At 56.8% G+C, this 26,042-nt stretch carries 23 protein-coding genes; 14 read left to right on the top strand and 9 right to left on the bottom strand.

The window, feature by feature from the left end:
* The first annotated feature begins 82 nt into the window (after positions 1-82).
* Complete coding sequence (locus ACDI13_RS06230) at positions 83-2,371, top strand: NADP-dependent malic enzyme (RefSeq protein ID WP_316989096.1); 2,289 nt, start codon at positions 83-85, stop codon at positions 2,369-2,371.
* A 72-nt stretch (positions 2,372-2,443) separates the two neighbouring features.
* On the opposite strand, the gene ACDI13_RS06235 is transcribed toward ACDI13_RS06230, so the two are convergent.
* Positions 2,444-3,439 (bottom strand): tripartite tricarboxylate transporter substrate binding protein BugE, encoded by a 996-nt coding sequence (locus ACDI13_RS06235; protein ID WP_316989097.1) that lies wholly within the window; start codon positions 3,437-3,439, stop codon positions 2,444-2,446.
* Between the two features lie 151 nt (positions 3,440-3,590).
* On the opposite strand from ACDI13_RS06235, the gene ACDI13_RS06240 reads away from it, so the two are divergent.
* Genes ACDI13_RS06240 through ACDI13_RS06250 form a run of 3 tightly spaced genes read left to right on the top strand, consistent with a single transcriptional unit; the run spans position 3,591 to position 6,331 of the window.
* Entirely contained in the window at positions 3,591-4,487 is an 897-nt protein-coding gene (locus tag ACDI13_RS06240; RefSeq protein WP_316989098.1) for an AEC family transporter, read from the top strand.
* Positions 4,488-4,496: 9 nt separating this feature from the next.
* Positions 4,497-4,997 carry a tRNA (adenosine(37)-N6)-threonylcarbamoyltransferase complex ATPase subunit type 1 TsaE gene (gene tsaE, locus ACDI13_RS06245; protein ID WP_316989099.1) on the top strand — a complete coding sequence of 167 codons (501 nt, stop codon included), beginning with the start codon at positions 4,497-4,499 and terminating at the stop codon, positions 4,995-4,997.
* A complete protein-coding gene (locus ACDI13_RS06250) occupies positions 4,961-6,331 on the top strand; it encodes an N-acetylmuramoyl-L-alanine amidase (protein WP_316989100.1) in 1,371 nt (456 codons plus the stop codon). The genes tsaE and ACDI13_RS06250 overlap by 37 nt, the downstream gene beginning before the upstream one ends.
* Before the next feature lie 608 nt (positions 6,332-6,939).
* Here ACDI13_RS06250 and ACDI13_RS06255 read toward each other — a convergent pair.
* A complete protein-coding gene (locus ACDI13_RS06255) occupies positions 6,940-7,590 on the bottom strand; it encodes a VTT domain-containing protein (protein ID WP_316989101.1) in 651 nt (216 codons plus the stop codon).
* Positions 7,591-7,735: 145 nt separating this feature from the next.
* Between ACDI13_RS06255 and mutL the strand changes: the two genes are divergently transcribed.
* Both mutL and miaA read left to right on the top strand, forming a co-directional pair.
* Positions 7,736-9,607 (top strand): DNA mismatch repair endonuclease MutL, encoded by a 1,872-nt coding sequence (gene mutL, locus ACDI13_RS06260; RefSeq protein WP_316989102.1) that lies wholly within the window; start codon positions 7,736-7,738, stop codon positions 9,605-9,607.
* Positions 9,604-10,542, top strand: coding sequence for a tRNA (adenosine(37)-N6)-dimethylallyltransferase MiaA (gene miaA, locus ACDI13_RS06265; protein WP_316989103.1), 939 nt, complete (start codon positions 9,604-9,606; stop codon positions 10,540-10,542). Before mutL ends, miaA begins: the two co-directional genes overlap by 4 nt.
* Positions 10,543-10,635: 93 nt before the next feature.
* Here the strand turns inward: miaA and ACDI13_RS06270 are convergent, their stop codons facing one another.
* Positions 10,636-12,096, bottom strand: a complete 1,461-nt coding sequence (locus ACDI13_RS06270) for an NCS1 family nucleobase:cation symporter-1 (protein WP_316989104.1) — start codon at positions 12,094-12,096, stop codon at positions 10,636-10,638.
* 286 nt (positions 12,097-12,382) lie between these two features.
* Positions 12,383-13,432: a phosphoribosylformylglycinamidine cyclo-ligase gene (purM, locus tag ACDI13_RS06275; RefSeq protein ID WP_094195791.1), complete on the bottom strand. Its 1,050-nt coding sequence runs from the start codon at positions 13,430-13,432 to the stop codon at positions 12,383-12,385.
* A 54-nt stretch (positions 13,433-13,486) separates the two neighbouring features.
* On the opposite strand from purM, the gene hda reads away from it, so the two are divergent.
* Genes hda through folK form a run of 4 tightly spaced genes read left to right on the top strand, consistent with a single transcriptional unit; the run spans position 13,487 to position 16,762 of the window.
* Positions 13,487-14,185: a DnaA regulatory inactivator Hda gene (gene hda, locus ACDI13_RS06280; protein ID WP_316989105.1), complete on the top strand. Its 699-nt coding sequence runs from the start codon at positions 13,487-13,489 to the stop codon at positions 14,183-14,185.
* A gap of 3 nt (positions 14,186-14,188) precedes the next feature.
* Positions 14,189-14,890 (top strand): HAD family hydrolase, encoded by a 702-nt coding sequence (locus ACDI13_RS06285; protein WP_316989106.1) that lies wholly within the window; start codon positions 14,189-14,191, stop codon positions 14,888-14,890.
* A 10-nt stretch (positions 14,891-14,900) separates the two neighbouring features.
* Positions 14,901-16,280 (top strand): polynucleotide adenylyltransferase PcnB, encoded by a 1,380-nt coding sequence (gene pcnB / locus ACDI13_RS06290; RefSeq protein ID WP_316989107.1) that lies wholly within the window; start codon positions 14,901-14,903, stop codon positions 16,278-16,280.
* 29 nt (positions 16,281-16,309) lie between these two features.
* Positions 16,310-16,762, top strand: a complete 453-nt coding sequence (gene folK, locus ACDI13_RS06295; protein ID WP_316989130.1) for a 2-amino-4-hydroxy-6-hydroxymethyldihydropteridine diphosphokinase — start codon at positions 16,310-16,312, stop codon at positions 16,760-16,762.
* Between the two features lie 180 nt (positions 16,763-16,942).
* Here folK and ACDI13_RS06300 read toward each other — a convergent pair whose 3' ends face one another.
* From ACDI13_RS06300 to ACDI13_RS06310, 3 genes are all read right to left on the bottom strand, one after another.
* Positions 16,943-17,152, bottom strand: coding sequence for a hypothetical protein (locus tag ACDI13_RS06300; RefSeq protein ID WP_372372880.1), 210 nt, complete (start codon positions 17,150-17,152; stop codon positions 16,943-16,945).
* Between the two features lie 297 nt (positions 17,153-17,449).
* Entirely contained in the window at positions 17,450-17,614 is a 165-nt protein-coding gene (locus tag ACDI13_RS06305) for a hypothetical protein (protein ID WP_372372882.1), read from the bottom strand.
* Positions 17,615-17,633: 19 nt separating this feature from the next.
* Positions 17,634-18,836, bottom strand: coding sequence for an MFS transporter (locus ACDI13_RS06310; protein ID WP_316989109.1), 1,203 nt, complete (start codon positions 18,834-18,836; stop codon positions 17,634-17,636).
* Positions 18,837-18,969: 133 nt separating this feature from the next.
* Between ACDI13_RS06310 and ACDI13_RS06315 the strand changes: the two genes are divergently transcribed.
* Entirely contained in the window at positions 18,970-19,557 is a 588-nt protein-coding gene (locus ACDI13_RS06315) for a TetR/AcrR family transcriptional regulator (RefSeq protein ID WP_316989110.1), read from the top strand.
* Between the two features lie 338 nt (positions 19,558-19,895).
* On the opposite strand, the gene ACDI13_RS06320 is transcribed toward ACDI13_RS06315, so the two are convergent.
* Entirely contained in the window at positions 19,896-21,416 is a 1,521-nt protein-coding gene (locus ACDI13_RS06320; RefSeq protein ID WP_042483647.1) for a fumarate hydratase, read from the bottom strand.
* Positions 21,417-21,455: 39 nt separating this feature from the next.
* Positions 21,456-22,223, bottom strand: a complete 768-nt coding sequence (locus ACDI13_RS06325) for a crotonase/enoyl-CoA hydratase family protein (protein WP_316989111.1) — start codon at positions 22,221-22,223, stop codon at positions 21,456-21,458.
* 242 nt (positions 22,224-22,465) lie between these two features.
* On the opposite strand from ACDI13_RS06325, the gene glyQ reads away from it, so the two are divergent.
* From glyQ to gmhB, 3 genes are read left to right on the top strand one after another with little or no spacing between them, the layout of a single operon-like run.
* A complete protein-coding gene (gene glyQ / locus ACDI13_RS06330) occupies positions 22,466-23,371 on the top strand; it encodes a glycine--tRNA ligase subunit alpha (protein WP_094195782.1) in 906 nt (301 codons plus the stop codon).
* A complete protein-coding gene (gene glyS, locus ACDI13_RS06335) occupies positions 23,371-25,503 on the top strand; it encodes a glycine--tRNA ligase subunit beta (RefSeq protein ID WP_316989112.1) in 2,133 nt (710 codons plus the stop codon). Before glyQ ends, glyS begins: the two co-directional genes overlap by 1 nt.
* Positions 25,503-26,042 carry a D-glycero-beta-D-manno-heptose 1,7-bisphosphate 7-phosphatase gene (gene gmhB, locus ACDI13_RS06340; RefSeq protein ID WP_316989113.1) on the top strand — a complete coding sequence of 180 codons (540 nt, stop codon included), beginning with the start codon at positions 25,503-25,505 and terminating at the stop codon, positions 26,040-26,042. Before glyS ends, gmhB begins: the two co-directional genes overlap by 1 nt.

The raw sequence follows: 26,042 nt of genomic DNA on the forward strand, positions 1-26,042 counted from the left end.
AACCGGCAGTGACGCACTATTCGCCACGCCTTCCCTGGATTTCACCAAACAGTTGTTTGGCGCCTGAGCAAAAGGACACGCAATGAGTTCACCTGTAGATCGACAAGCCGCCCTGGATTACCACGAGTTCCCCATTCCCGGCAAAGTCACCATTGCCGCGACCAAACCCTTGGTCAACCAACGTGACCTGGGCCTGGCCTATTCCCCAGGTGTTGCCGCCGCTTGCGAAGAAATTGTGGTCGACGCACAAAATGCCTTCCGCTACACCGGCCGTGGCAATCTGGTGGGGGTGATCTCCAACGGTACCGCGGTGTTGGGGCTGGGCAATATTGGTGCCCTGGCCTCCAAACCCGTGATGGAAGGCAAGGCCGTTCTGTTCAAGAAGTTTGCTGGCCTGGACGTGTTTGATATCGAGATCAACGAAACCGACCCCGACAAACTGGTAGACATCATTGCCGGTCTGGAGCCTACCTTCGGGGGCATCAACCTGGAAGACATCAAAGCACCCGAGTGTTTTGAGGTTGAGCGCAAGCTGCGCGAACGCATGAATATCCCCGTTTTTCACGACGATCAGCACGGTACTGCCATTTGTGTGACGGCAGCGTTCCTGAACGGCTTGAAAGTTGTTGGCAAAGACATCAAGAAAATCAAAGTCGTAACCTCGGGTGCCGGTGCAGCCGCTTTGGCGTGCCTGGACTTGATGGTGGATATGGGTCTGCCCGAAGAAAACGTCTGGGTAACGGACATTGATGGCGTGGTCTACAAAGGTCGCCCAGGTCATCAAGTTCCTGAACTGGCCCGTTTCGCCAAAGAAACCGAAGCACGCAAGCTAGCCGATGTCATCGACAATGCTGATGTATTTCTGGGCCTGTCCGCCGGCGGTGTGCTGAAAGCTGAAATGCTGCAAAAAATGGCAAACCGTCCTTTCGTGATGGCACTGGCCAACCCCACCCCCGAGATTCTGCCTGAAGTGGCCAAAGCCGCCCGCGACGACGTCATCATGGCAACTGGCCGCTCGGACTTTCCGAACCAGGTCAATAACGTGCTGTGCTTCCCCTACATTTTCCGCGGTGCGCTGGATGTAGGCGCCACCACCATTACCCGAGGCATGGAAAAAGCCGCCGCCCGCGCCATTGCCGCCCTGGCAGAAGAAGAGCAGGACGAAGCCGTGGCTGCGGCCTATGGTGGTTATGGGCTGAGCTTTGGCCCCGAATACCTGATTCCCAAGCCCTTTGATCCCCGTCTGATCGTGCGTATTGCCCCCGCTGTCGCGCAGGCGGCCATGGAAGAAGGGGTTGCCTCTCGCCCAATCGCGGATCTGGAAGGCTACATTGCCAAGCTACAACAGTTTGTCTACCACTCCGGCACCTTCATGAAGCCCGTTTTTGCCATCGCCAAGCAATTGGTGCGCGAAGGCGGTAAGGCTCGCATCGTCTTTACCGAGGGCGAAGAAGAACGCGTGCTACGCGCCGTACAAGTGATTGTGGATGAGAAATTGGCCCACCCAATTCTGGTTGGCCGCCCTGCCGTGCTGCTGTCTCGCATCAAGAAATTTGGTCTGCGCCTGCGTTTAGGAGTGGATGTGGAAGTGACCAATCCGGAATCGGACGACCGTTTCCACCAGTATTGGACCACCTACTGGGAAAAAATGTGCCGTCGCGGTATCAGCAAGGAAATGGCTCGTGTGGAAATGCGTCGTCGCCTGACCCTGATTGGCGCGACCATGGTGCACCTGGGCGATGCCGATGGCATGATTTGCGGCACCATCGGTTCCTACCACAACCACCTGCGCTACATCGACGAGATGATCGGCCGCAAGCCCGACTCCAGTGTGTACGCCGCCATGAATATCCTGCTCTTGGGCGAGCGCACGCTTGCCCTGACCGACACACACGTCAACGACGACCCGAACGCGCAGGAAATTGCGGAATACACAATTGAAGCGGCCCGTATGTTGAGCACGCTGAGTCTGGAACCCAAGGTAGCCCTGTTGTCGCGTTCCAACTTCGGTTCGGATTCAGCCGCCTCCGGTCCCAAGATGCGCGAAGCCCTGAAGCTGATTCACGAACAGGCGCCCGACCTGCAAGTAGAAGGCGAAATGCATGCCGACTGCGCACTGGACGAAGCCCTGCGCAGCCGCACCTTGCCGAACTCTGCACTGACAGGCTCAGCCAACCTGCTGGTCTGCCCTAACGTGGATGCGGGCAATATCAGCTACAACCTATTGAAAACGGCTGCCGGCAGTAACGTCGCCATCGGGCCTTTCCTGATGGGGGCCAATGCTCCTGTGCATATTCTGACTTACAGTTCAACCGTACGCCGCATTATCAATATGGCAGCCCTGACCGTACTGCAAGCCAATCGTGGCTAAGCCTGAGGGCTGAAGTAAAAAACCGGCCTGTGCAGGCCGGTTTTTTTATGGCTGACATTTAAAGTCCAAGGCTTATTCCAGCTTGATATTGCCTTTCTTGACCACATCGTGAGCCCAGTCGTACTGCTCTTTGATCTCTTGGGCGAACTCCTCAGGCGAGTTACCCGACGGTGTTGCACCCTGCTTTTCCAGAGCCGCAATGATTTCAGGCTTTTTCAAAGCCTCAACGGCGGCGGCATGCAGCTTGGCAACGATTTCAGGAGGCGTCCCCTTGGGGGCCAGCAGACCGTACCAGGCAGGGCTATTGAGCTGCGGGTAGCCTTCCTCAGCCAAGGTCGGCACATCTTTCAGCACGGGTAGACGTTCGGGCCAGGCAATCGCCAGGGCGCGTAAATTCCCAGCCTGAATCTGCGCCATGGAGGAAGGCAAGTTATCAAACATGGCGTTGATCTGACCACCAACAGCGTCGGTCACAGCCGGTCCGGACCCCCGGTAAGGCACGTGGACGATATCCGTGCCGGTTGCCAGCTTGAAAGCCTCACCAAACAAGTGCAACACCGAGCAAGTCCCAGAACTGCCATAAGAATACTTACCGGGATTGTCTTTCAACTGCTGCACAAATTCCTTGAAGTTTTGTGCCGGAAATTTGGGATTAACCTCGATCACGTTAGGCAAGTTGGCAAAGTTGCTGACCGGCAAAAAGTCTTTCAAGGGATCATAGGGCAGATCATTGGGACGGCAGGCGGGGTTCACCGCAAGGGTCGAGACAGTCGCGATCGACAAGGTATAGCCGTCAGGTTTGGCGCGAGCCGCTTCTGCCGCTCCAATAGCGCCACCAGCACCACCCTTGTTTTCTATCACCATGGATTGACCCAACACATCGCTCATGCCCTTGGTCACAATACGCGCCACAATATCAGTGGAACCACCGGGCGCAAACGGAACAATGACGCGAATCGCCTGATTAGGATAATCCGCTTGAGCGTGCGCGACATTGGCCGTACCGATTATGGACAAACTTGCACAAAGGGATAGCAGCGCAAATTTCTTGGGAAACTTCTCTATCATGGGAACATCTCCTCTTTAGTCTTTTTGTAGATCCATCCCCTGGGTAAGGGGAACCAAACAATAATAGCGCAGCTAATCCCCAACAATTGTTAATTGTGAACGCAGATACCTACAGGGGATATACCTATATCTGCTTCTATTTACCGTCATCATGGCCACAATATTCCCGCTGATCCTGCCCGATTTCCTGCTGATAGCACTAGGGGCTTTGCTGCTGCATCGCTTCCATTTCAATCGGGAGTTTTTCCAGGGTGCTGAAAAACTGGTCTATTACGTGCTGTTTCCTGCGTTGCTGTTTGATTCCATTACCCGCATCCCGCTCAATCTGGGTGATACCTGGCCTTTATTGGTCGCTGCGGCTGTTTTAATTGCCGTGGGCACGGTTCTGGCCTGGCTGGCCCTGCCCATTCTGAAACCCGAACATTTGCAGCACGCGGCCCTGACTCAGTGCGCCTTTCGCTTCAATACCTATTTGGGGATGTCTCTGGCCAGTGCGATTGGCGGGCCATCAGGTGTCGCTGTCATGGCTTTGCTGGTGGGCTTTTCTGTTCCCATGGCCAATATGGTGGCAGTGACCGTGCTGGCGCGTGGGCAACAAGGCCGCATTGCCATCGAGCTGCTTAAAAATCCCCTGATCCTGTCTACTGTTGCTGCACTGGCCTGGAATCTGGCTGGTTGGTCCGTACCAGGCCCGGTTCAATTGGCCTTTAGCCGCTTGGGGGCTTGTGCCTTGGGGATTGGTTTGTTGTGTGTAGGCGCCACCTTGTCCCTGCAAGGCTCACGGCGCGCGGGGGCCTTGATCGGCTGGATTACCGCCATCAAGCTACTGGCTTTACCCCTGGCAGCCCTGGCGATTGCCTGGGTGTTGGATATGAGCACACTGGAGCGCCAGATGTTACTGGTGTTTGCTGCTCTGCCTACGGCCTCTTCCGCCCACGTACTGGCTGCCCGTATGGGGGCCGATAGCCGTCTGGTCGCGCTGACCATGTCGATCGGCACTATACTAGCGGGCTTGACCATTCCCCTGTGGTTATCCCTTGCCACCTGATCCAAGCCTATGAATCCGCAAGCTTTAACCCTGTCCTTGCCGGACGAGGACGCCACCACCGCCTTGGCCGAACGCCTTGCCCCGCTGCTTGGCGGTCAGATTCCGGGCGTGCCCGCCGGTGGCCGAATTCATCTTCATGGTGACTTGGGAGCCGGTAAAACCCACTTCGTTCGAGCCCTGTTGCGGGCCTGCGGTGTTACCGGTCGTATCAAAAGTCCCAGCTACGCTTTACTTGAAAGTTATAAAGTTTCTAGCTTATACTTCTATCATCTTGATTTCTATAGATTTAGCGATCCACGAGAATGGGTCGATGCAGGTTTTCGCGATATTTTGCAAGACAATGCTGTTGTGCTGATCGAATGGCCCGAAAAAGCAGGGGATTTATTGCCCGAGCCCGATCTGGATTTACACCTGGATTATTGCGGTGACGGTCGTTTGGCCACTCTGGATGCACGCAGCGCCAAAGGAACGCTATGGATTACGACACTCGCCCCCAGCCAGCAGAAGTAGCCCCCGCCGGCAAGGCCCGTCGCCGATTCGTCGCCACGGCCACTACCCTGTTCCTGCTTCCTGTCATCCCGCGACTGGCCAATGCCAGCACCATCGTGGCCGTCCGTACCTGGCCGGCTGACGAATACACCCGCGTCACCCTGGAAATGGATAGCGAGCTCAAGGCCGAGCACTTCACGCTGGAGAACCCCCATCGTATGGTGGTGGACATCCAGGGCCTGACCATGAACCGCACCATCGAAGAACTGATTTCCAAAGTTCGTCCTAACGACCCCTATATTCGCTCGGTGCGCGTGGGCCAGAACCGGCCCGATGTCGTGCGTCTGGTGCTGGATCTGAAACAGCCCATCGCCCCCCAGATCTTTACGCTCAAGCCCGTTGGCGAATACAAATATCGTCTGGTGCTGGACTTATACCCGCGTGTCGCCCAAGACCCGCTGCTGGCTTTGCAAATTCAGGACGACAATGACCCCTTGGCCTCCGTTCTGGAAAGCCTGGCTCAAAACTCGCCTAACGCTCCAGTACCGACAGTCCGAGGGCAAACCTTGCCACCCGCTGTAGCTCGTACGCCCCCACCCGTCAGCACCCCACCCCGCGCTCCTGCGCCAGCAGCAACACCCGGCACGCCCAATCGTCCTTTGTTGATTGCACTGGATCCCGGCCATGGCGGTGAAGACCCCGGTGCCATTGGCCCTGGTGGTACGCGTGAAAAAGATGTAGTGCTGAACATCGCCCGACGCTTGAAACGCCTGATTGACGCGCAGCCCAATATGCGTACGTATTTGACGCGGGATTCAGACTTTTTCGTCCCGCTGCAAGTACGCGTGCAAAAAGCCCGCCGGGTAAAGGCGGATCTGTTCATCAGCATTCACGCCGATGCCTGGATCAAGCCTAGTGCACGTGGCTCGTCTGTGTACGCCTTGTCTCAAAACGGGGCAACCAGCTCGGCAGCCCGTTGGCTGGCCAAGAAAGAGAACGATGCCGACTTGATTGGTGGCCTGAACCTGGGTTCCCATAACCGACAGGTCGCACAAATTCTGCTGGACCTGTCTACCGCTGCCCAGATCAACGATTCGGTAAAAGTAGGCTCACGTCTACTGGGCGAGATCGGTAAGATCAACCGTCTGCATAAACGCCGTGTCGAGCGCGCCGGTTTTGCTGTCTTGAAAGCCCCCGATATTCCCTCAATCCTGATTGAAACAGCCTTTATCAGTAATCCGGAAGAAGAACGTCTGCTGCGTAGCTCTTCGCACCAGGACAAGATCGCCCAAGCCATTCTGACCGGTATCCGGGGCTATTTTGCCGAGTTTCCGGCATTGGCCAGCCGAAGCTAACTATCTGCTTGGTTCCATGAAAAAAGCGCAGCATTTTTTGCTGCGCTTTTTTGTTTCCCTTGAATCCGGAGCTGTTCAGGGAAGAGAGCATTTCTGGGCAAGAACCTGTTTGAACCTGAATCGGTGTGGCCTTTTCTTGAGGGGGAGCAGCTAGTCGGCAGGCGAGTCAGGGTTCTGGCCGCAGGCTCTTGAACTATCCAGGATACAAGCCCCGTGCTGTTTGAGCGCGACGCTTATAGCTCGTCCAGGGGACGAGCTATCGCGCGAGTTCACGGGGCGCCTGGATAGCGCAAGAGACAAGGTTCCCCGTGCGCAGCACGGGCCAGGGCCCCGCCTGCCGACTAGCTGCTCCCCCTCAAGAAAACTGAGGCATTCTTTGCTAAAGGCTCAAACAGAGGCGGCTTTTTCAAAAATACGGAGAGTGCCAATAGTTACCTTGAACACTTGAACACTTGAACACTTGAACACTTGAACACTTGAACCCAGATTTTGCGACGGCTTTTACCCCCTCACTAACAACATCGATACCTGACAGGTGCCCGAAAAAAAGAACGCCCTCTGGCGCCCTTTCCTTGGCCTTCAACAGCCCAGCAACCCGACCTCAACTCCTACAAAGCCGCATCACCCTTGCTCTTGCGCTTGAAGATCTTCCACAAGGCGCCAGCCACGACAGGCACCGCCGCTGCAGCAATACCAATCAGCACGATAGTATTCAAATGCGCCTTGATGAAAGGCACATTACCAAAGAAGTAGCCCAAGGTAATCAAACTGCAAATCCACAATACTGCGCCTGTCATGTTGTACATCTGAAAACGCAGGGCATTCATATGGCCTACACCGGCAACAAAAGGCGCGAAAGTACGGAACAAGGGCAGGAAGCGGGAAATGACGATGGTCTTGCCACCATGCTTTTCATAAAAAGCATGGGTTTTGACCAGCGCACGACGATCCAGGAATCGGGATTCCTGGGTAAAGACTTTCGGGCCTATATATCGCCCCACGTGGTAGTTCACGGTATTACCCAGCACCGCTGCCACAATCAGCAGCCCACCCAACATAACTGGGTCCAACATGCCCGAAGCACCAAAGGCTCCAGCAATAAACAGCAGGGAATCGCCCGGCAGGAAGGGCAAAACCACAAGCCCGGTCTCGCCAAATATAATCAAGAACAGAACAAGATAAATCCAGACTCCATACTGCTCGACCCACACACCCAGGTACTGGTCAATATGAAGGATCATGCTGAGTAAATCGGGCATAGTTCCACACCAAAATAACAACCCAGCCAGTCCGATACTGGCCAGACCGACACCATAGAGCAAGCGGTTAAAATAAGCCGCTACCGTTTGAAACCCGTTGAACCTGTATTGTTCAACCCTGAATACACACAAGGCCAGCCGCCCTATGTCATCAAGACGCCGTATTATCCCATTGCCGGACTTGCTTGTAAGCCAAATTGCAGCCGGTGAAGTTATTGAGCGCCCGGCATCTGTCCTGAAGGAATTGCTGGAAAACGCCATTGATGCCGGAGCCAGTGCCATCGAGATCCGTCTGGACGGCGGCGGCATACGCCGCATCTCTGTCAGCGACGATGGCCACGGCATCACCCAGGAAGAATTGCCCCTGGCGCTGCTGCAACATGCCACCAGCAAGATTCGCTCGCTGGAAGAACTGGAGTCCGTGGCCTCCATGGGCTTTCGGGGTGAGGCCCTGCCCTCTATTGCCTCGGTAGCCCGTCTGACGATCAACTCGCGCACCCAGGACGACCCGCACGCTTGGGAGTACTCGCTGGGCCAAGCTGAACCCCAGCCCGCCTCCGGGCAGATTGGCACGCATGTGGATGTACGTCAGCTATTTGACGAGATCCCCGCCCGTCGCAAGTTCCTGCGTACGGAAGGCACGGAGTACGGCCATTGCGTGACCGCGCTGGAGCGCATTGCCCTGGCACAGCCGCAGATCGCCTTCCGTCTGTTTCACAACGACAAACCCCAGCGCCACTGGCGCAGCGGCACGCTGGAACAGCGTCTGCTGGATATTTTGGGCAAAGAGTTTATTGAACAAAGCCTGCCCGTTGCCCAGGAGCAGGGTCTGATCAGCTTGCGTGGTCTGGTGATTCACCCGGCCCACGCTCGCCCAAGCGCAGACAAGCAGTTCCTGTTTGTGAATGGCCGCTTTGTACGCGATCGCACGGTGTCACACGCCATACGCAGTGCCTATGCCGATGTGCTGCATGGGGATCGCCAGCCTGCCTATGCCCTGTTTCTGGACATTGCCCCCTCCACGCTGGATGTGAACGTACACCCGGCCAAGCACGAAGTCCGCTTCCGTGACAGCGGTGCCGTATACCGCTTTGTGCTGCAGTCCGTCGGGCAAGCCTTGGCACAGGGCAGTATGGCCGGGGAAACGCCAGTTGCCGCCATGCCTTTACCTGAAGGCGCTACCCAACCTCCTATAACGGGCACACCCTACCCTTCGGCCACTCCTGGCGCACCCAGCAGCTCCTATACCAGCAGCGAACCCGCCATGCCGTACAGCCATCCAGCTCGCCAAGGCTGGCAATCCAGTTTCAGCCTGCGCGAGCCATCTGGCGGCGGCAATGTGGACTGGAAAAGCATGTACCGTCCGATTGAGCCTGCTCCCAGCAACACACCCGTCACCAGCTATCAAAACGAGGCAGACAGCGCAACGGACGAGTTTCCCTTGGGCATGGCCCTGGGCCAGTTGCACGGCATCTATATCCTGTCCGAAACCCGTCAGGGCATGATTCTGGTGGATATGCATGCAGCTCACGAACGCGTGGTCTACGAACAATTGAAACAGGCCCTGGATGGCCGCGAACTGCCCCGTCAGGACCTGCTGGTGCCGGTCGTGTTCAGTTGCTCAGAAAGCGATATCGCTTTGCTGGATGAGCATCAGGAAACCCTGGCCGATCTGGGCCTGAGCATGAATCCGGCTGGCCCCACCACCATGGCCGTGCGCGCCGTCCCTGCCCTTCTGGCCCAAGGCGATATAGAATCCCTGGCCCGTGCCGTACTGCGCGATCTGGCTCAGGTAGGGTCATCACGCCATCTGGATGAGCAACGCAACGAGCTGCTCTCCACCATGGCCTGCCACGGTGCGGTACGTGCCAATCGCCGCCTGAGCATCCCCGAGATGAACGCTTTGCTTCGCAAGATGGAACAAACCGACCGGGCCGATCTGTGCAATCACGGTCGCCCCACCTGGTTCCAATGGAAGCTCAGCGAACTGGACAAACTTTTTATGCGTGGACAATGAACGATTTACCCATTCTGTGTCTGGCTGGCCCGACAGCCAGCGGCAAAAGCGCCAGCACGCATATCTTGGCCCAACACTGGCCGATTGAAGTGATTGTGATGGACTCGGCCACGATTTACCGTGACATGGACATTGGCACCGCCAAACCCAGTGCCGAAGAACAGACCGCAATCCCCCACCACTTGCTGGATATTCGCGACCCAGCAGAAAGCTATTCAGCCGCGGAGTTCGCCACCGATGCCACCCGCCTTATTCAGGAAATCCGGGCACGCGGGCATTATCCCGTGCTGTGTGGCGGCACCATGCTGTATTACAAAGCCTTGCGTGAGGGCTTGAACGACTTGCCACAGGCCGACCCCGCCATTCGTCAGCAACTGGACGAGCGCGCCCAGGAAATTGGCTGGCCCGGCATGCACGCGGAGCTGGCCCGCATCGACCCTGTCACAGCCGCCCGATTGGCTCCACGCGATAGCCAGCGTATTCAACGTGCCCTGGAGATTTTCCATATCAGCGGCAAGACCATGAGCGACTGGCTCAAGGACAAGGCCCAGCCGCAAGAAGGCAGCCATCAGTACCTCACCCTGAGCCTGGAACCGGAAGACCGATCCTGGCTGCATAAACGTATCGCGGTTCGCTATCACGACATGATCAAACAAGGGTTGCTGCAGGAAGTGGAGAAGCTGTACCAGCGCCCTGACTTGCATCCCGGCCTGCCCTCTATTCGCTGTGTGGGCTATCGGCAACTGTGGTCGTATCTGGACGGCGAAGTCAGCCTGGACCTGGCCATTGAACAGGCGATTGCCGCGACTCGCCAACTGGCCAAACGCCAATTGACCTGGCTACGATCCGACCCCGAGCGTCTGCAATTCAACTGCCAGAACCCGCAAATGGCCGAACAGATTGTGCAAACGGCGCGCCAAATCTGGCCAGCTTGATACTCAGATAACAGTCTCTTGTTTACGAACGGCTTCTGGCAGCCGGATAGCATCCAACTGCCAGAAGCCGCTCACAAAGACCACTTTTTATCTTTACACCGAGGCACCGTTCAGCTTGGGCTGGATTTGGGTACGCATCGCCAAGTACTGGAATGCACCGCCCAACAAGGCACCAATCAGCCAACCATAACCGGCCATATTCGCCAGAGCGGGTACCCACACCGTCGCCACCGAGAACACCGCCGCCAGGAAGAAAGCTGCCATTGCACGCTTGTTCCAGCCATTCTGGAAGTAGTAGGTACCACTTTCTTTCAGGGAGAACAGATCCGCCACCACCACCCGCTGCCTGCGAATCAAGTAGAAGTCCACAATCATGATGCCGTACAAGGGGGCCAGCAAGGCGCCCAAGGTATCCACAAAGCCGGTAATCCCGATGGCACTGATCAAAGGCAACCACAAGGCACCAATAAAGAAAGCAATGACAGCGGTCAGAATGCCGCCCATCTTGGCCGAGATCAGCTCGGGCTTCAAATTCGCCAGATCGAAAGCAGGTGGAATGAAGTTCGCCACCAGGTTGATACCGACGGTGGCGGCAAAAAAGGTCAAAGCCGCAATGACGGTCAGGACCAGACTATCGACACGGTCCACAATATCGGTGGGGTTGGTCAAGGTTTCACCAAACAACACAGCCGTACCAGCGGTAATGAACAAGGCCAGGAAGGAGAACACGGCCAGACTGACAGGCAAGCCCATGAAATTACCAATACGCATGCTGCGCTCGTCTTTCACAAAGCGCGAGAAGTCACCGTAGTTGATCACAACAGCCGCAAAGTACGCCACCATCGTACCCACCACCGCGCCAAACGCCATCAAGGGGCCGCCCTCATAAGTGCCCTTACCGGCAAAAATCTCGCCCACCTTATCGAGCAGGCCGCTACCTGCCTTGTACCAAATCACCGCCAGCAGCGCGAACATCACCAGGTACACCAAAGGACCCGCCCAGTTCAGGAAACGCGTAATCCATTTCATGCCCATCAGGAAAATGCCCAGTTGCAGGATGCAGACCACGATATAAGACAGCCAGCCCACCCAATCCAGGCCCAGAAACAAGGCACCACCGGGGTGGCCAAGCAAGGCATTGAGCAACAGAGCCAAGGCGGTAGAGGCAAAGTAGGTCTGCACGCCATACCAGAAGATAGCCACAATCCCGCGTACCAGGGCCGGAAACTTGGCGCCCTTCACCCCCATGCTGATACGAGCGATCACAGGATAGGGAACGCCATACAAGACGCTGGGTTTACCGCTCAGGTTCACCAGACCCATCACAATAAAACCGGCCAGCAAGATACCGGCAAACACGGCCCAACCATTCAGACCATAAGAAATAAACAAAGTAGCGGCCAAGGTATAGCCAAACAGACTTTGAATATCGTTGGACCAGACGTTGAAAATCTCGAACCACCCCCATAAACGTTTTTGTCGCGGCAAAGGCGCCAAGTCTTCGTTATGCAAAGCAGGATGCGGGTCTTTCAAGGATAAATCGCTGTGCTCCATTTTTCTTCCCCTCAGAAATTGCTTCTAACATGTCAGCTAATATTTCTATGCTCTTGCCGCTACTGTAGGAGCCTTGCTGGCCGGGGAACATTATGGAATGTACGAGTAATACTTAAATTCGGATTAGTTCGAAAAACAGCATAATCAATTTCATATAAACCTTATTTGAAAATCAAATACACCAGATTCGATGCGCTAATACAGTGGGCGTCGGAAGCGGGAAGCAGGAATAAAAAAAGCCAACTCAAGGAGCTGGCTTTTCTATTTACGGAAAGATCCGAGAGTTTCAGACCACTTCAGTCTGAGCCTGACCTTCCTGACGCTCAAGGATTTCGCCCAATTGATAGACGGTTTCGCCTTGCTCGGACAAGGTGGCGCTGATGGCCTCTGCCTTGTCTGCAGGAACGATGATGATCATGCCGATACCGCAGTTGAACACGCGGTACATTTCTTCGTCGGCCACGTTACCGTTGCTCTGCAACCACTGGAACAAAGCAGGCATGGTCCAGGAATCACGTTTCAGGCGGGCAGTCAGGTGCTTTTGCAGAATGCGAGGCACGTTCTCCAACAAGCCGCCGCCCGTAATGTGAGCCAGACCCTTGATGTCTGCACCGTGGGCAGCCAAAGCGGCCAGCACGGATTTCACGTAGATGCGGGTGGGTTCCATGACCACGTCAGCCAAAGGACGGCCATCCAGCTCGTCGGTAGGCTTGGCGTTGGCGTGCTTGAGAATCTTGCGAATCAGGGAGTAGCCATTGGAGTGGGCGCCGCTGGAAGCCAGACCCAGAACCACGTCACCGGGAACAATGGACTTGCCGTCGATAATGCGCGATTTTTCCACCGCCCCCACTGCAAAACCGGCCAGGTCGTATTCGCCTTCGGGGTACATGCCGGGCATCTCTGCCGTTTCGCCACCGATCAGGGCACAAGCGGACAGTTCACAACCCTTGGCAATGCCGCCAACTACTTGAGCAGCCGTGTCGACCGACAGCTTGCCGCAGGCAAAGTAATCCAGAAAGTACAAGGGTTCTGCGCCCTGGACTAGAATGTCGTTGACACTCATGGCCACCAGGTCTATACCCACAGTGTCGTGGCGCTGCCAATCAAATGCCAGGCGTAGTTTGGTACCAACACCGTCGGTGCCGGACACCAGAACGGGCTCTTTAAGGTGGGTAGGCACTTCAAACAAAGCGCCAAAGCCTCCGATTCCAGCCATGACGCCTGCACGCATGGTTTTGGCAGCCAGTGGTTTAATACGATCGACCAGGGCATCGCCCGCGTCGATATCCACGCCTGCATCGCGGTAGGTCAAGGAAACAGAAGTAGTGTTTTTCATGGGAAAAGCCGTGGGATATGTGAAAATTGCGAGTTGGACGAAATTGTACGACACATGACCGAGCAACTGATTCTGGATATATCTCCAGCACCGCCTGCCTCTTTGGACAACTTTGTTGCCGGAGCGAATCAGGCTGCGTTGCAGGCTCTGCGTCAGTGCAGTCCAGGACGCGCGGTTTACCTGTGGGGACCGCCCGGCGCAGGTCGAACACATCTGCTACGGGCGATGGCCAGTCAAGACGACAGTCGCTATTTTAGTTCAGATACTCCCTCCCAGCCCATCTTTGACATCGCCACCGATGACAAAGCCCCTCCCGGCCTTGTGGCCATCGACGATATCGAACGATTTGACGAGCACGGACAGGCTGCCGTATTTGCACTGTACAATCGCTGGCGCGAGTCGGCCACCCGGCAAGACGCCTTCACGCTGCTGGTATCCGGAGACCGGGCTCCCAAAACCATGTCGGTGCGCGAGGACTTGCGCACCCGCCTGGGTTGGGACCTGGTATTCAGACTGGAATACCTGTCGGACGCCCACCGAGCCGAAGCCATGCAACAGCGGGCCGCTGCCCGCGGTCTGCAACTGCAAGCGGAAGTGCTTAGCTGGATACTGACTCACTACGATCGCGATATGAACCGCTTGAGCGCACTGATCGATGCGCTGGACAACTATTCACTGGTAAAGAAACGCCCCATCACTTTACCCCTGCTCAAAGAACTTCTGGCCAATAGCCAGACCCAATCTTCTCGTTGAGTCATGACTGCTTCTTCTTTTATTGCCCTGTTTGATCTAGACCACACCCTGCTTCCTTTAGATAGCGACTACCAGTGGGCTGACTTCCTGGCCCGCACGGGCCGTGTTGGTGACCCTGCCGAAGCCATCCGTCTGAATGAAGACCTGATGGAACGCTATAACCAAGGATTGTTGACGGCCGAAGAATCGGCCGAATTCATGTTGGGCCTGCTCACCAATGCCAGCCAGGAAGAGCTGCTGGCCTGGCAAGACGAATTCATGCAGGCCGTGATCCTGCCCTCGATCAGCCCCGCTGCCCGCGAACTGCTGGCCCAGCATCAGGACCAAGGGCATCTGGTGGCGATTGTGACAGCCACCAACGAGTTTGTGACACGTCCTATTGCCGCTGCACTGGGCGTAGACCACCTGATCGCCACTACCCCTGAAATGAAAAATGGTCGCTACACCGGCAAGATCAGCGGTGTGCCCAGCTTCCAGGCTGGCAAAATTACCCGTGTGGAACAATGGCTGCAAACCATGGACAAATCCCTGGGCGACTTCGAGCGCAGTTGGTTCTACAGCGACTCACCCAACGATCTTCCCCTGATGGAAGTGGTGACCGACCCTGTGGCTACCAACCCCAGCGACAAGCTGCGCGCTGTGGCTACCGAACGCAATTGGGTCGTCATCGATTTGTTCGCTGACATGATGGACAGCAAATCGTAAAATCAGACGCATGCTCAAGCGAACAATAAAAACATTTGTCGACCGGCTGCTCAAACCAGCCAAAAGCGCGCGTCCCAAAGGGCCGCGCCGCTACACACGGGAAGAACATGGCATAGACCGGCGTCTGGTCTCGCGCCATGCCATCAAAGTGTGTGAGGTCCTGAACCACGAAGGCTATCAAGCCTATGTCGTGGGTGGTGCGGTACGCGATTTGCTGGTGGGCCTGGAGCCCAAGGACTTTGACGTGGCCACCAACGCCACACCCGAGCAAATCCGCCCCCTGTTCCGCCGCGCCCGCATCATTGGCCGCCGCTTCCGCCTGGTTCACGTGGTGTTTGGCCAGGAAATCATCGAAACCTCGACTTTCCGGGCTGACGATAGCGGCAAGCAAACCGACGAACATGGCCGCATCCTGCGCGACAACGAGTACGGCACCATTGAAGACGATGCCGCACGCCGTGACTTCACGCTGAACGCGCTGTACTACGATCCCCTGACCGAAACCGTTATCGACTACCACAACGGGGTAGCCGATCTGAAAGACCGTCAGGTGCGCATTATTGGCGATGCGCAAACCCGCTATCGCGAAGACCCGGTCCGCATGCTGCGTGCCGTGCGCTTTGCCTCCAAGCTGGATGCCACCATCGAACCCACAACGGACGCGCCAATTCGCTCCTTGTCGCGCCTGATCGAAAATGTGCCCGAATCCCGCCTGGCTGACGAAACACTCAAGCTGCTGAACTGCGGCCACGCCATGGACTGCATCCAGCGCCTGCAGGCTCTGGATCTGCACAGCAAGCTCTTGCCCATGGTGGAACCGGTTCAGCGCCTGCCCGGTGGCTCGGAGTTTCTGGATATGGCCCTGGCCCGCACCGACACCCGCGTTCGCGCTGGCAAATCCGTCAGCCCCAGCTTTATCTATGCGTGCCTGCTCTGGAAGCTGGTCAAGCAGGAGTGGGACCGACGCAGCGCCCAGGACATGCACCCCCAGCAAGCCTTGTTGGAAGCCGCCGACCTGATTCTTGAGAAACAAAGCCGCATCATGCCGATTCAAAAACGCTTCCAATCGGACATGCGCGAAATCTGGTTCATGCAGCCCCGTTTTGAACGCATCGCCAATCGCGCCATCTGGCGCATGACGGAACAACCTCGTTTCCGTGCCGCTGTGGACTTTTTACAACTACGCGCTGAAGCCAAAGAGGTCGACAGCGTGCAGGCACAATGGTGGATGGATCTGGCCGATGCCGGTGACGAAGAACGCAGCAATATGATTGCCGTGCGTAAACCCGCTGGCACCGCCGCCACTGGCTCACGCAGCGGTCAGCGCCGTACACGCCGCCGACGCTCCAATGCCAAGCGCAGCAACGCAACAGGTGCAAGCGAATCGTGACTCCAGGCAGCACCACCGTTTTTGTCGCCATGGGCGCGAATCTGGGCGAAGCACGACAGACCCTGGAAACTGCAGCGGCTGAACTAGCCGCTACTGTGGGCGTCCAGGATCTGACGCTGGCCCACTTCTACAGCACGGCTCCCGTCGATTCCAGTGGCCCGGACTACGTCAATACCGTCGTGCGCTTCTCCTGCAAGCTGACTCCCGAAGCCTTGCTGGACAGACTGCAAGCCATCGAGCAAGAGCACGGTCGTACACGCCTGTACCGCAATGCACCCCGTACCCTGGATCTGGACCTATTGCTTTACGGGCAAGCGCAGATCCAGACAGAACGACTGATCGTGCCCCATCCCCGCATGCACGAGCGTGCCTTTGTGCTGGTTCCGCTGGCCGATCTGGCCCCTGAACTTGAACTGGCTCAAGGGCACATAAACGCCCTGCTGGAGTCGGTAAGAGGCCAAGGTATCCGGCGTCTGGACTAATTCCACGCAAAATTCACTAGTCGCCTTGTTGCATCATAAATACATGACAAGGCGACGGGTGACTGAAGTAAGGGGTGACTCTGCCCCGGCTAGCTCCCTTGGAGCGAGCAAGAAAAACTCCCTTCAAACGCTGTACAGGCCGCTGTCATTGACACCGGCTTGTTAATGCTGCTGTGCGCGCTAGGCGTCCAAAAGCTTGATCAGCGCATCCTGATGGTTGGATCGGGCTTCCAGCAATTGCCGCCCTTGTTCGGTCAGCATGGCTATCAGGGGAGCGGGAAAAGGAGAAGGCGTCTGCGTCGTTTGCGGGATGGCCTGGACTAATCCCAGCGACTGTAATTGTTCAAAAACGGCTTGTTTCTTGTGCCAAGGAGTTTGGCGTAAGCGCACGAGCTCAAGCGTGTTCCAAATAGTGGGGTTGAGCTGCGGAAGAGTTGTGGAGCACTGAAGTTGCGTCATACAAGGCCCTTAATTAAGACCATCCATACCGGCGTTGTGTGCCCATACAGAGGGTCAGCCAGAAAGCATCCCTATACCGTACAACATAACAATGTACAGAATATTTCAAGGAGTTCTGACCGCCATCGTCGCAGTGCTTGAGCAAGACTCCAATAAGCAATAACCCGCGCTTGCGCCCTTGCCAGCCAAGGAAAATCAGTACGGGCCCAGTTTTTTCGCCCAGGTTTTTTATCGCAAAATTATTCCGAAAAGCAGCAAAAACACAACAAAAGAGGCGAAGCCTGCCCGTACCTGCTGTGTACTCAAGCCATAGGCATTCACAAACTTTCCTCCCAGCCAGGACCGCCTTTTGCTGGCCACCCCGGCCATTGCTAGAGAAGAAATATTGATCATGAAAGCTTGAAAAGAAAGACTAGACAGCACAAGCACGGGACACCATAGATCCGCGCAAACAGTACTGGCTACACAAGGCCAGCAAAATAATGACGGCAGCGGCATACAGAGCGACCATAAAACCGGAGCTGGCTCCGCCTTGATCCACCATCCGCCCCGAAGCGGCAGCCCCCATAGCCACACCCATATTCAAACCAGCCAGCAGCCAGGTCATGCCCTCGGTTAACTGCTGCTCCGGCACCACCTGCTCGACCAGTGCCATAGCCACAATCATGGTGGGAGCAAAGAACAGACCAGCCAGCAAGACCGCCCCTGCCAACTGCGCCACACTGGCCACCAGCAATAAAGGCAAAGTCGTGGCAGCGGTAGCCAAACCACCTATCAAAAGCAGGCGGTGCAAAGGGATATTCAGCTTCAAGCCACCAAACACCAGACCCGCGACGCAAGAACCCAAGGCGTAAGCCGATAGCACCAGACTGGCCGCCCCCGGCTGCCCCATCTGCTCGGCAAAGGCCACGCTGACCATATCCACGGTGCCCACGATCACACCCATGGCGACCATCAGCAAAGCCAGCAAACGCACACTATTCAGACGCAGGACCGAAGAGCAACTGCCCTGCTCCTGCGCCAGAATCGGCGGCTCAGTCCCCTTTTGCAACAACAGAGCCGACACACCGGCAATCAGCAATAGCGCAGCAGCCAGCACACCCGCTTGTGGAAACACCGCGACAGCCAAACCCACCGACAAAGGCGGCCCGGCAATAAAGGTGACTTCATCCAGCACGGTTTCCAGCGAATACGCCGTTTGCAAGCGATTCTGACCACGGTAAATAGCCGTCCAGCGGGCACGTACCATGGCCGACATGCTGGGCATGAAACCGGCCAGCACCGCGCCTGCAAACAAGATCCAATCAGGCGCTTGCCACCAGGTCGCCCCCAACAAGAGCAGCAGGCCCAGCACACTGATGGCTGTTGCCAGCGACAGAACACGGCTTTGCCCATGCAGGTCCACCCAACGGGATACTTGGGGCGATAGCAGCGCATAGCTCAGGACAAAAGTGGCGGACACCGCCCCCGCCAAGGCATAGCTGCCCCGCAGTTGCGACAGCATGGTGATGATTCCTATCCCTATCATGGGCAGTGGAATCCTGGCCAGCAGCCCGGCCAGGGCGAAACCCCGTGTGCCGGGCGCAGCAAAAAGTTCTCGATAAGGCTGAGCCATTACATTCTCCGTGAACGCCCGCTTGCCACGACACGGTGATGCATCGACAATACATACAAGGCGTATGTTTAAAATAATATATACATACGCATCGCATGTAAATATACATTCAGTCCGTATATAAGGAGAAACGATGGCTCGCCGTACCCGCGCCGAGATGGAAGAAACCCGCGCCACGCTGCTGGCCACCGCTCGCACTTTCTTTGCAGAACGTGGTTATGCCGACACATCCATGGACGAATTGACGGCCCAAGCAGGTCTGACACGCGGCGCGCTCTACCACCACTTCGGTGACAAAAAAGGGTTGCTGGCCGCGGTAGTCGATCAGATTGATGCGGAAATGGATGAACGCCTGCAGGCTATTTCAAACAATGCCGACGATGCCTGGGAAGGGTTTGTGCGCCGCTGCCATGCCTATCTGGAAATGGCGCTGGAGCCGGAAATGCAGCGCATTGTCTTGTGCGATGCCAAGGCCGTACTGGGGGGCGCCTCACCCGAATCACATCAGCATTGTGTAGGTTCCATGGAAGGCCTGATACAGGCGCTAATGGATCAAGGCCGGATTGAACAGGCTGATCCCCACGCCCTGGCTTCCCTGATCTACGGCAGTCTGGCCGAAGCCGCATTCTGGATTGCGCAGGGAGAGGATGGCGATGCCCGCCTGGTAAAAGGGCTGGCTGCACTGGATTTATTACTGCGCGGCTTGCTGATCAAGTCCTGAACGGATGATGCTAAAAGTAGCCAGTGTCCAGACAAAGAGCAGGCCTGGGAGTATCTGCTTCTAGCGGCAGGCAAATCAGCAAATCAAATCCTGTTTGACGCGACTTCTCGCTGTTCATTTTAAACAGCGAGAACTATATAGCCCTGGTTTTTGCGGCGATGATGAGCCGTCCCAAAAGCCGAAATGTCCTGACAAGCCAGTAAAGGCCACATAAACACCATCCATAAAAAAACCCGCATTGCGTGTTGTACTGCCCCTGCTTTTACAAGCAGACCAGAAACACCCATGCGGGTTTTTTATCGATAGCGCCGGGAAGCCCAAGCTTCCCGCTTCACGTCTTACACAGCGACCAAAGAGATCTCTGCAATACGCTTGCGCCACTCAGCAGGGCCAGTGTTGTGTACGGACACGCCTTGCGAATCCACGGCCACAGTGACAGGCATATCCTGAACCTCGAACTCGTAAATGGCTTCCATGCCCAGATCTTCAAAAGCCACCACTTTCGCATTGCGAATGGCCTTGGACACCAGGTAAGCGGAACCCCCCACGGCCATCAGGTAAGCCGACTTGTGAGCACGAATGGCTTCAATGGCGGTTGGGCCACGCTCGGCCTTGCCGATCATGGAGATCAGGCCAGTCTTGGCCAGCATCATCTCGGTGAACTTGTCCATGCGAGTGGCAGTGGTTGGGCCTGCAGGACCCACGGCTTCGTCACGCACAGGGTCAACCGGGCCGACGTAGTAAATCACGCGGTTGGTGAAGTCCACAGGCAGGGACTCGCCCTTTTCCAGCATGTCCTGAATACGCTTGTGAGCGGCGTCACGGCCAGTCAACATCTTGCCCGACAGCAGCAAGGTCTGACCGGGCGTCCAGGAAGCCACTTCTTCAGGGGTCAGCTCATCCAGGTTCACCTGGCGGGACTTGTTGTAATCCGGTGCCCAGTGAATGTCGGGCCAGGCCGACAGCGGTGGAGGTGCCAGCTCGGCTGGGCCATTGCCATCCAGCGAGAAATGCACGTGACGGGTTGCCGCACAGTTGGGGATCATGGCCACAGGCTTGGAAGCCGCGTGGGTCGGGAAGGTGTTGATCTTCACGTCCAGCACAGTGGTCAAACCGCCCAGACCTTGAGCGCCAATACCCAGCGCATTGACCTTCTCATACAGCTCGATACGCAGCTCTTCCAACTTGCTTTGCGGGCCGCGTTGCAGCAGCTCGTACATATCGATGTCTTCCATCAGGGCTTCTTTGGCCATCAGCATGGCTTTTTCGGCTGTGCCGCCAACGCCAATACCCAGCATGCCCGGAGGACACCAGCCAGCGCCCATCGTAGGAACGGTCTTGAGTACCCAATCAACCAGAGAATCGCTGGGGTTGAGCATCACGAACTTGCTCTTGTTTTCCGAACCACCACCCTTGGCTGCGACTTGAATGTCGACCTGATCCCCAGCGATCAGTTCGACATTCACAATACAGGGTGTGTTGTCGCGCGTGTTTTTACGCGTGAACAAGGGGTCATTCAGGATGGAGGCCCGCAGCGGGTTATCGGGATTCAGATAACCGCGACGTACCCCCTCGTCACAGAGCTCCTGCAAGGAGCGCTTGGTATCAAAGCGCACACCCATACCCACTTTCAGGAATACGTTCACCACCCCGGTGTCCTGACAGATGGGGCGATGGCCCTCAGCACACATGCGCGAGTTGGTCAGGATCTGGGCGATGGCATCTTTGGCCGCCGGGTTCTGCTCGCGCTCATAGGCGCGGGCCAGGTGTTCCAGATAGTCGGTGGGATGGTAGTAACTGATGAACTGCACCGCATCAGCGATGGACTGAATCAGATCGTCTTCTTTGATCGTGGTCATGGTGGCGTCTATATAAAAAACGGGATGAACAAGGGGAAACTATTTGCCCTGCCAGACAGGTTCGCGCTTCTCGGCAAAAGCCGTCGCGCCTTCCTTGGCGTCTGCAGAGGTAAAGATGCCGGCGATACGAGGGCGTTGCAGATCGAACAGATCCGACTGACGCCAGTCGCGCGACTGGGAAATGATGCTCTTGGCGGTTTGCACGGCCAAAGGACCGTTGGCGGCGATCTGCTCGGCCAGTGCCAGGGCCTGCTCGGTGGCTTTGCCAGCCTCGGCCAGACGGCTGACCAGACCGAGTTCTGCCATGCGGGCGGCGGGGTACATGCCACCGGTCAGCACCATTTCCATGGCCATGTGGTAAGGAACACGGCTAGGCAAGCGCACCATGCCCCCTGATCCGGGGACAATGCCGCGTTTCACTTCAGGCAGGCCAAAGTTGGCGCTGTCGGCCGCCACAATCAGGTCGCAGGACAGGGCAATTTCAAAACCACCGGCCAGGCAGTAGCCTTCCACGGCGGCAATCAACGGCTTGGCAGGCGGGCGCTCGCAAATACCGGCAAAGCCGCGGTCGCCTACATAGGGGCGCTGGCCTGTCTTGGCAAAGGCTTTCAAGTCCATGCCGGCGCAGAACGTATTGTTGGCACCGGTCAGCACGCCTACGGCAATGCTGGGGTCGGCATCGAACTCATCCATAGCCTGGGCCAGCGCCTGCGCCGTTTCCAGGTTGATGGCATTGCGTGCCTCGGGACGGTTCAAGGTAATCAACAACACCTTGCCGATACGTTCAAGCGTGACAAGTTCACTCATGGACCTAGCCTCCTGTAGATTGCTGCCCGAGATTTTGTTTCAAGCTCAGGTCAGTAAATAAGCCGTATTTGGACAAACGCATATGATACGTCTAAAAACAACGTGACCGCCTGGTACCTAGCGGCCTTGCCCATGGCCCGGACGGCCAAAATAGCGCACTGCGGGCGCTTTTCTGCTGCAAGGGCGCAGTTCACGCTAAAATAGAAAAATTTTGCAGCTTCTCGCTTTACTGGCCATTGCTCATGCTCACCTTTCAGCAAATCATACTTACGCTCCAGCAATACTGGGACAAGCACGGATGCGCTCTGCTTCAGCCCTACGATATGGAAGTCGGTGCCGGAACCTCTCATACGGCAACCTTTTTGCGGGCCATTGGTCCCGAACCCTGGCGCGCTGCCTACGTGCAGCCTTCGCGCCGCCCCAAAGACGGGCGTTACGGGGACAACCCCAACCGCCTGCAACACTATTACCAGTTTCAGGTCGTGCTCAAACCCGCCCCCGAAAATATTCTGGACTTGTATATCGGCTCGCTGGAAGCCTTGGGCATCAACCCCAAGGCGCACGACATCCGTTTTGTTGAAGACGACTGGGAAAACCCGACACTGGGTGCCTGGGGTCTGGGCTGGGAAGTCTGGCTCAACGGGATGGAAGTCACCCAGTTCACCTATTTCCAACAAGTAGGCGGTCTGGACTGCACCCCTACCACGGGCGAGATCACCTATGGTCTGGAACGTCTGGCCATGTACTTGCAAGGCGTGGAAAGCGTCTACGATCTGGTCTGGACCGAAGGTCACAACGGTCAGCGCATTTACTACCGCGACGTGTTCCACCAGAACGAAGTGGAGCAATCCACCTACAACTTCGAGCACGCCAGCACCGATGTGCTGTTTGCGCATTTCAACGACTACGAAGCCGAAGCCAAGCGCATCATTGACGTACCGCTGGCCTTGCCTGCTTACGAGCAAACGCTGAAAGCGGCCCATACCTTCAATATGCTCGATGCCCGCGGCGCCATCAGTGTGACTGAGCGCGCTGCCTATATTGGCCGTATCCGCAATCTGTCCCGCGCTGTCGCACAGGCTTACTACGACTCCCGCGAACGCCTAGGTTTCCCCATGCTGAGCAACACATCCTCGGAGGCCAAGTAATGAACGCCTCCACCACACAGCCTTTGCTGATTGAACTGTTCACCGAAGAACTGCCCCCCAAGGCGCTGCAACAGTTGGGGCAGGCCTTTAGTGAAGGTCTGCAGAAAGTCTTGAGTGAACAAGCCCTGCTGGCTCCAGACTGCGAAGTGCGCGCTTACGCGACGCCACGCCGTCTGGCTGCCTGGTTCAGTGCTGCTTACCAGCAAGCCGAAGATCAGCCTTACACCGAAAAACTGATGCCCGCCCATATTGGCCTGGATGCCAACGGCGAGATCGCCCCAGCTCTGGCCAAACGTCTGGCCGCCAAAGGCCTGGAGCATCTGAAAGCCAGCGACCTGCTGCGCGAATCCGATGGCAAACAGGACTACCTGTACGCCAGCGGCATTGCCACTGGTGCTGCCTTGAAAGACGGTCTGCAGGAAGCCCTGGAATGGTCGATTACCCACCTGCCCATCCCTAAAGTGATGCGCTACCAATTGGCCGATGGTGTCAGCAGCGTGCGCTTTGTGCGCCCTGCTCACGGTCTGGTCGCCCTGTGGGGGTCGGACATCGTTCCCGTCAGTGCCCTGGGCCTGCAAGCTGGTCGCCAGACACACGGCCACCGCTTCATGTGTGATGCCCCCTTCGACATCCGTGATGCCGATAGTTGGGCCGCACAAGTCCAGGAACAAGGCTGGGTGGTTCCGTCCTTCGAGACTCGCCGTGAACAAATCCGCACAGATCTGGAAACCGAAGCCAAACGCCTGAACTCCACCTTGGGCAACGATCCCGAAGTGGAAGCCCTGCTGAACGAAGTCACGGCTTTGGTCGAATACCCCACGGTCTACGTGGGCCAGTTCGACGAACAATTCCTGCAAGTGCCTTCCGAATGTTTGATTCTGACCATGCGTCTGAATCAAAAATATTTCCCGCTGTTTGACCCCACCACACAAAAGCTGACCAATCGCTTCCTGATCGTCAGCAATATGAAGGTGGACGATCCCAGCAACATCATCGAAGGTAACGAGCGCGTGGTTCGCCCCCGTCTGGCGGACGCCCAGTTCTTCTTTGAAACCGATCGCAAACAGACTCTGGCCGAACGTGTTTCCACGCTGGCGGGCAGCGTGTACCACAACAAGCTGGGTTCGCAGTTGGACCGTATCGAGCGTCTGCAATCCGTGGCTGGCTACATCGCCAAGCAACTGGGTGCCAATGAAGAGCACGCCCGTCGTGCCGCCCTGCTAGCCAAGGCGGACCTGAACTCCAATATGGTGGGCGAATTCCCCGAACTGCAAGGTGTGATGGGGGCTTACTACGCCCAAGGCGATGGCGAGCCCGGGGACATCGTGCTGGCGATTCGCGAGCAATACCGTCACCGTCTGGACCAGCCTGTCACAGAAGCCAGCCTGACCCAAGCCATTCTGTTCCTGGCCGAACGTGCCGAAGTTCTGGTCGGTATCTGGGGCATTGGTCTGGCGCCTACAGGTGAGCGCGACCCCTACGCCCTGCGCCGTGCGGCTCTGGGCCTGATCAGCGCCTACGAACAGTTGCAAGCCGGTGCCCAGTTGAAGGCCAACAGCCTGAATCTGGATACGCTGCTGAACACCACTGCGTCCTTCTTCAAGAATGGCATCCTGGCTGCTGACACAGTAGAGGCGGTTCAAGCCTTTATTTACGAACGCTACCGCAACCAGCTCAGCAACGATTACGAACGCAGCGTGGTGGATGCCGTGCTGGCCCTGCGTCCGCCACTGGAACAGGTTCACGCCCGTATTCAGGCTTGCGCCTCCTTTGCGCAACGCCCAGAAGCCGAGAGCCTGGCTGCCGCCAACAAGCGTGTCAGCAATCTGCTCAAGAAAGCCGAAGGCGAACTGGCAACACTGGACGACAAGCTGCTGGTCGAGCCTGCCGAGCGCGAGCTGGCTGCCAAGATTCAGCAATTGCAGCCTGTTGCCCAGGCGCAGTTTGAGGCTGGTGAATTTGATGCTTCTCTGGCAACGCTGGCCCAGGCTCGTGGTGCCGTGGATACCTTCTTCCAGGACGTCATGGTCATGGCCGAAGACCCTGCCATCCGTACCAATCGTCTGGCCTTGCTGGCCAAACTGCATGCACTGATGAACCAGGTTGCGGATCTTTCCAGGCTGGCTAACTAGTGAAACTTGCCATCATTGATCGGGACGGTGTCATCAACCATGACAGCGATGCCTTTATCAAAAGCCCACAGGAGTGGGAGGCCATTCCAGGCAGTCTGGAGGCCTTGGCTCGCCTGACCGAAAACGGCTGGAAGGTGGTCATTGCCACCAACCAGTCCGGCCTGGCACGCGGTTTGTTTTCCATGACCACGCTGAACGCCATCCATGCCAAGATGCGCCGCGAGCTGGCCTTGCTGGGTGGTTTTATCGACGCCATCTTTATTTGCCCGCACGGCCCGGATGAGGGCTGCACCTGTCGCAAACCGGCCCCTGGCATGTTCCGAGACATTGCACGTCGCTATGAAGTAAACCTGCAAACCGTACCCTCGGTGGGCGATTCCTTGCGCGATCTGCAAGCGGCCAGCGAAGCTGGTTGTACACCCTGGCTGGTCCAGACGGGTAAAGGCCTGCGTACCCTAGAGAAAGGCGGCTTGCCCGACGGCACGCGCGTCGAGGCCGATCTGGCCGCTGTTGTCGACAAATGGCTCCACGGAAACTGA

Source organism: Alcaligenes faecalis, from assembly GCF_041521385.1.
Classification (GTDB): Bacteria; Pseudomonadota; Gammaproteobacteria; order Burkholderiales; family Burkholderiaceae_B; genus Alcaligenes; species Alcaligenes faecalis_E.

Excerpts from the sequence above, each read along its gene's own strand:
- ACDI13_RS06305 (WP_372372882.1), bottom strand. The coding sequence starts at position 17,614 with ATGATCAATATTTCTTCTCTAGCAATGGCCGGGGTGGCCAGCAAAAGG.
- tsaE (WP_316989099.1), top strand. The coding sequence starts at position 4,497 with ATGAATCCGCAAGCTTTAACCCTGTCCTTGCCGGACGAGGACGCCACC.
- ACDI13_RS06240 (WP_316989098.1), top strand. The coding sequence starts at position 3,591 with ATGGCCACAATATTCCCGCTGATCCTGCCCGATTTCCTGCTGATAGCA.
- ACDI13_RS06320 (WP_042483647.1), bottom strand. The coding sequence starts at position 21,416 with ATGACCACGATCAAAGAAGACGATCTGATTCAGTCCATCGCTGATGCG.
- ACDI13_RS06315 (WP_316989110.1), top strand. The coding sequence starts at position 18,970 with ATGGCTCGCCGTACCCGCGCCGAGATGGAAGAAACCCGCGCCACGCTG.
- ACDI13_RS06250 (WP_316989100.1), top strand. The coding sequence starts at position 4,961 with ATGGATTACGACACTCGCCCCCAGCCAGCAGAAGTAGCCCCCGCCGGC.
- hda (WP_316989105.1), top strand. The coding sequence starts at position 13,487 with ATGACCGAGCAACTGATTCTGGATATATCTCCAGCACCGCCTGCCTCT.
- ACDI13_RS06270 (WP_316989104.1), bottom strand. The coding sequence starts at position 12,096 with ATGGAGCACAGCGATTTATCCTTGAAAGACCCGCATCCTGCTTTGCAT.
- ACDI13_RS06325 (WP_316989111.1), bottom strand. The coding sequence starts at position 22,223 with ATGAGTGAACTTGTCACGCTTGAACGTATCGGCAAGGTGTTGTTGATT.
- ACDI13_RS06310 (WP_316989109.1), bottom strand. The coding sequence starts at position 18,836 with ATGGCTCAGCCTTATCGAGAACTTTTTGCTGCGCCCGGCACACGGGGT.
- ACDI13_RS06255 (WP_316989101.1), bottom strand. The coding sequence starts at position 7,590 with ATGCCCGATTTACTCAGCATGATCCTTCATATTGACCAGTACCTGGGT.
- ACDI13_RS06230 (WP_316989096.1), top strand. The coding sequence starts at position 83 with ATGAGTTCACCTGTAGATCGACAAGCCGCCCTGGATTACCACGAGTTC.
- mutL (WP_316989102.1), top strand. The coding sequence starts at position 7,736 with ATGTCATCAAGACGCCGTATTATCCCATTGCCGGACTTGCTTGTAAGC.
- glyS (WP_316989112.1), top strand. The coding sequence starts at position 23,371 with ATGAACGCCTCCACCACACAGCCTTTGCTGATTGAACTGTTCACCGAA.
- folK (WP_316989130.1), top strand. The coding sequence starts at position 16,310 with ATGGGCGCGAATCTGGGCGAAGCACGACAGACCCTGGAAACTGCAGCG.
- ACDI13_RS06235 (WP_316989097.1), bottom strand. The coding sequence starts at position 3,439 with ATGATAGAGAAGTTTCCCAAGAAATTTGCGCTGCTATCCCTTTGTGCA.
- pcnB (WP_316989107.1), top strand. The coding sequence starts at position 14,901 with ATGCTCAAGCGAACAATAAAAACATTTGTCGACCGGCTGCTCAAACCA.
- glyQ (WP_094195782.1), top strand. The coding sequence starts at position 22,466 with ATGCTCACCTTTCAGCAAATCATACTTACGCTCCAGCAATACTGGGAC.
- miaA (WP_316989103.1), top strand. The coding sequence starts at position 9,604 with ATGAACGATTTACCCATTCTGTGTCTGGCTGGCCCGACAGCCAGCGGC.
- purM (WP_094195791.1), bottom strand. The coding sequence starts at position 13,432 with ATGAAAAACACTACTTCTGTTTCCTTGACCTACCGCGATGCAGGCGTG.
- ACDI13_RS06285 (WP_316989106.1), top strand. The coding sequence starts at position 14,189 with ATGACTGCTTCTTCTTTTATTGCCCTGTTTGATCTAGACCACACCCTG.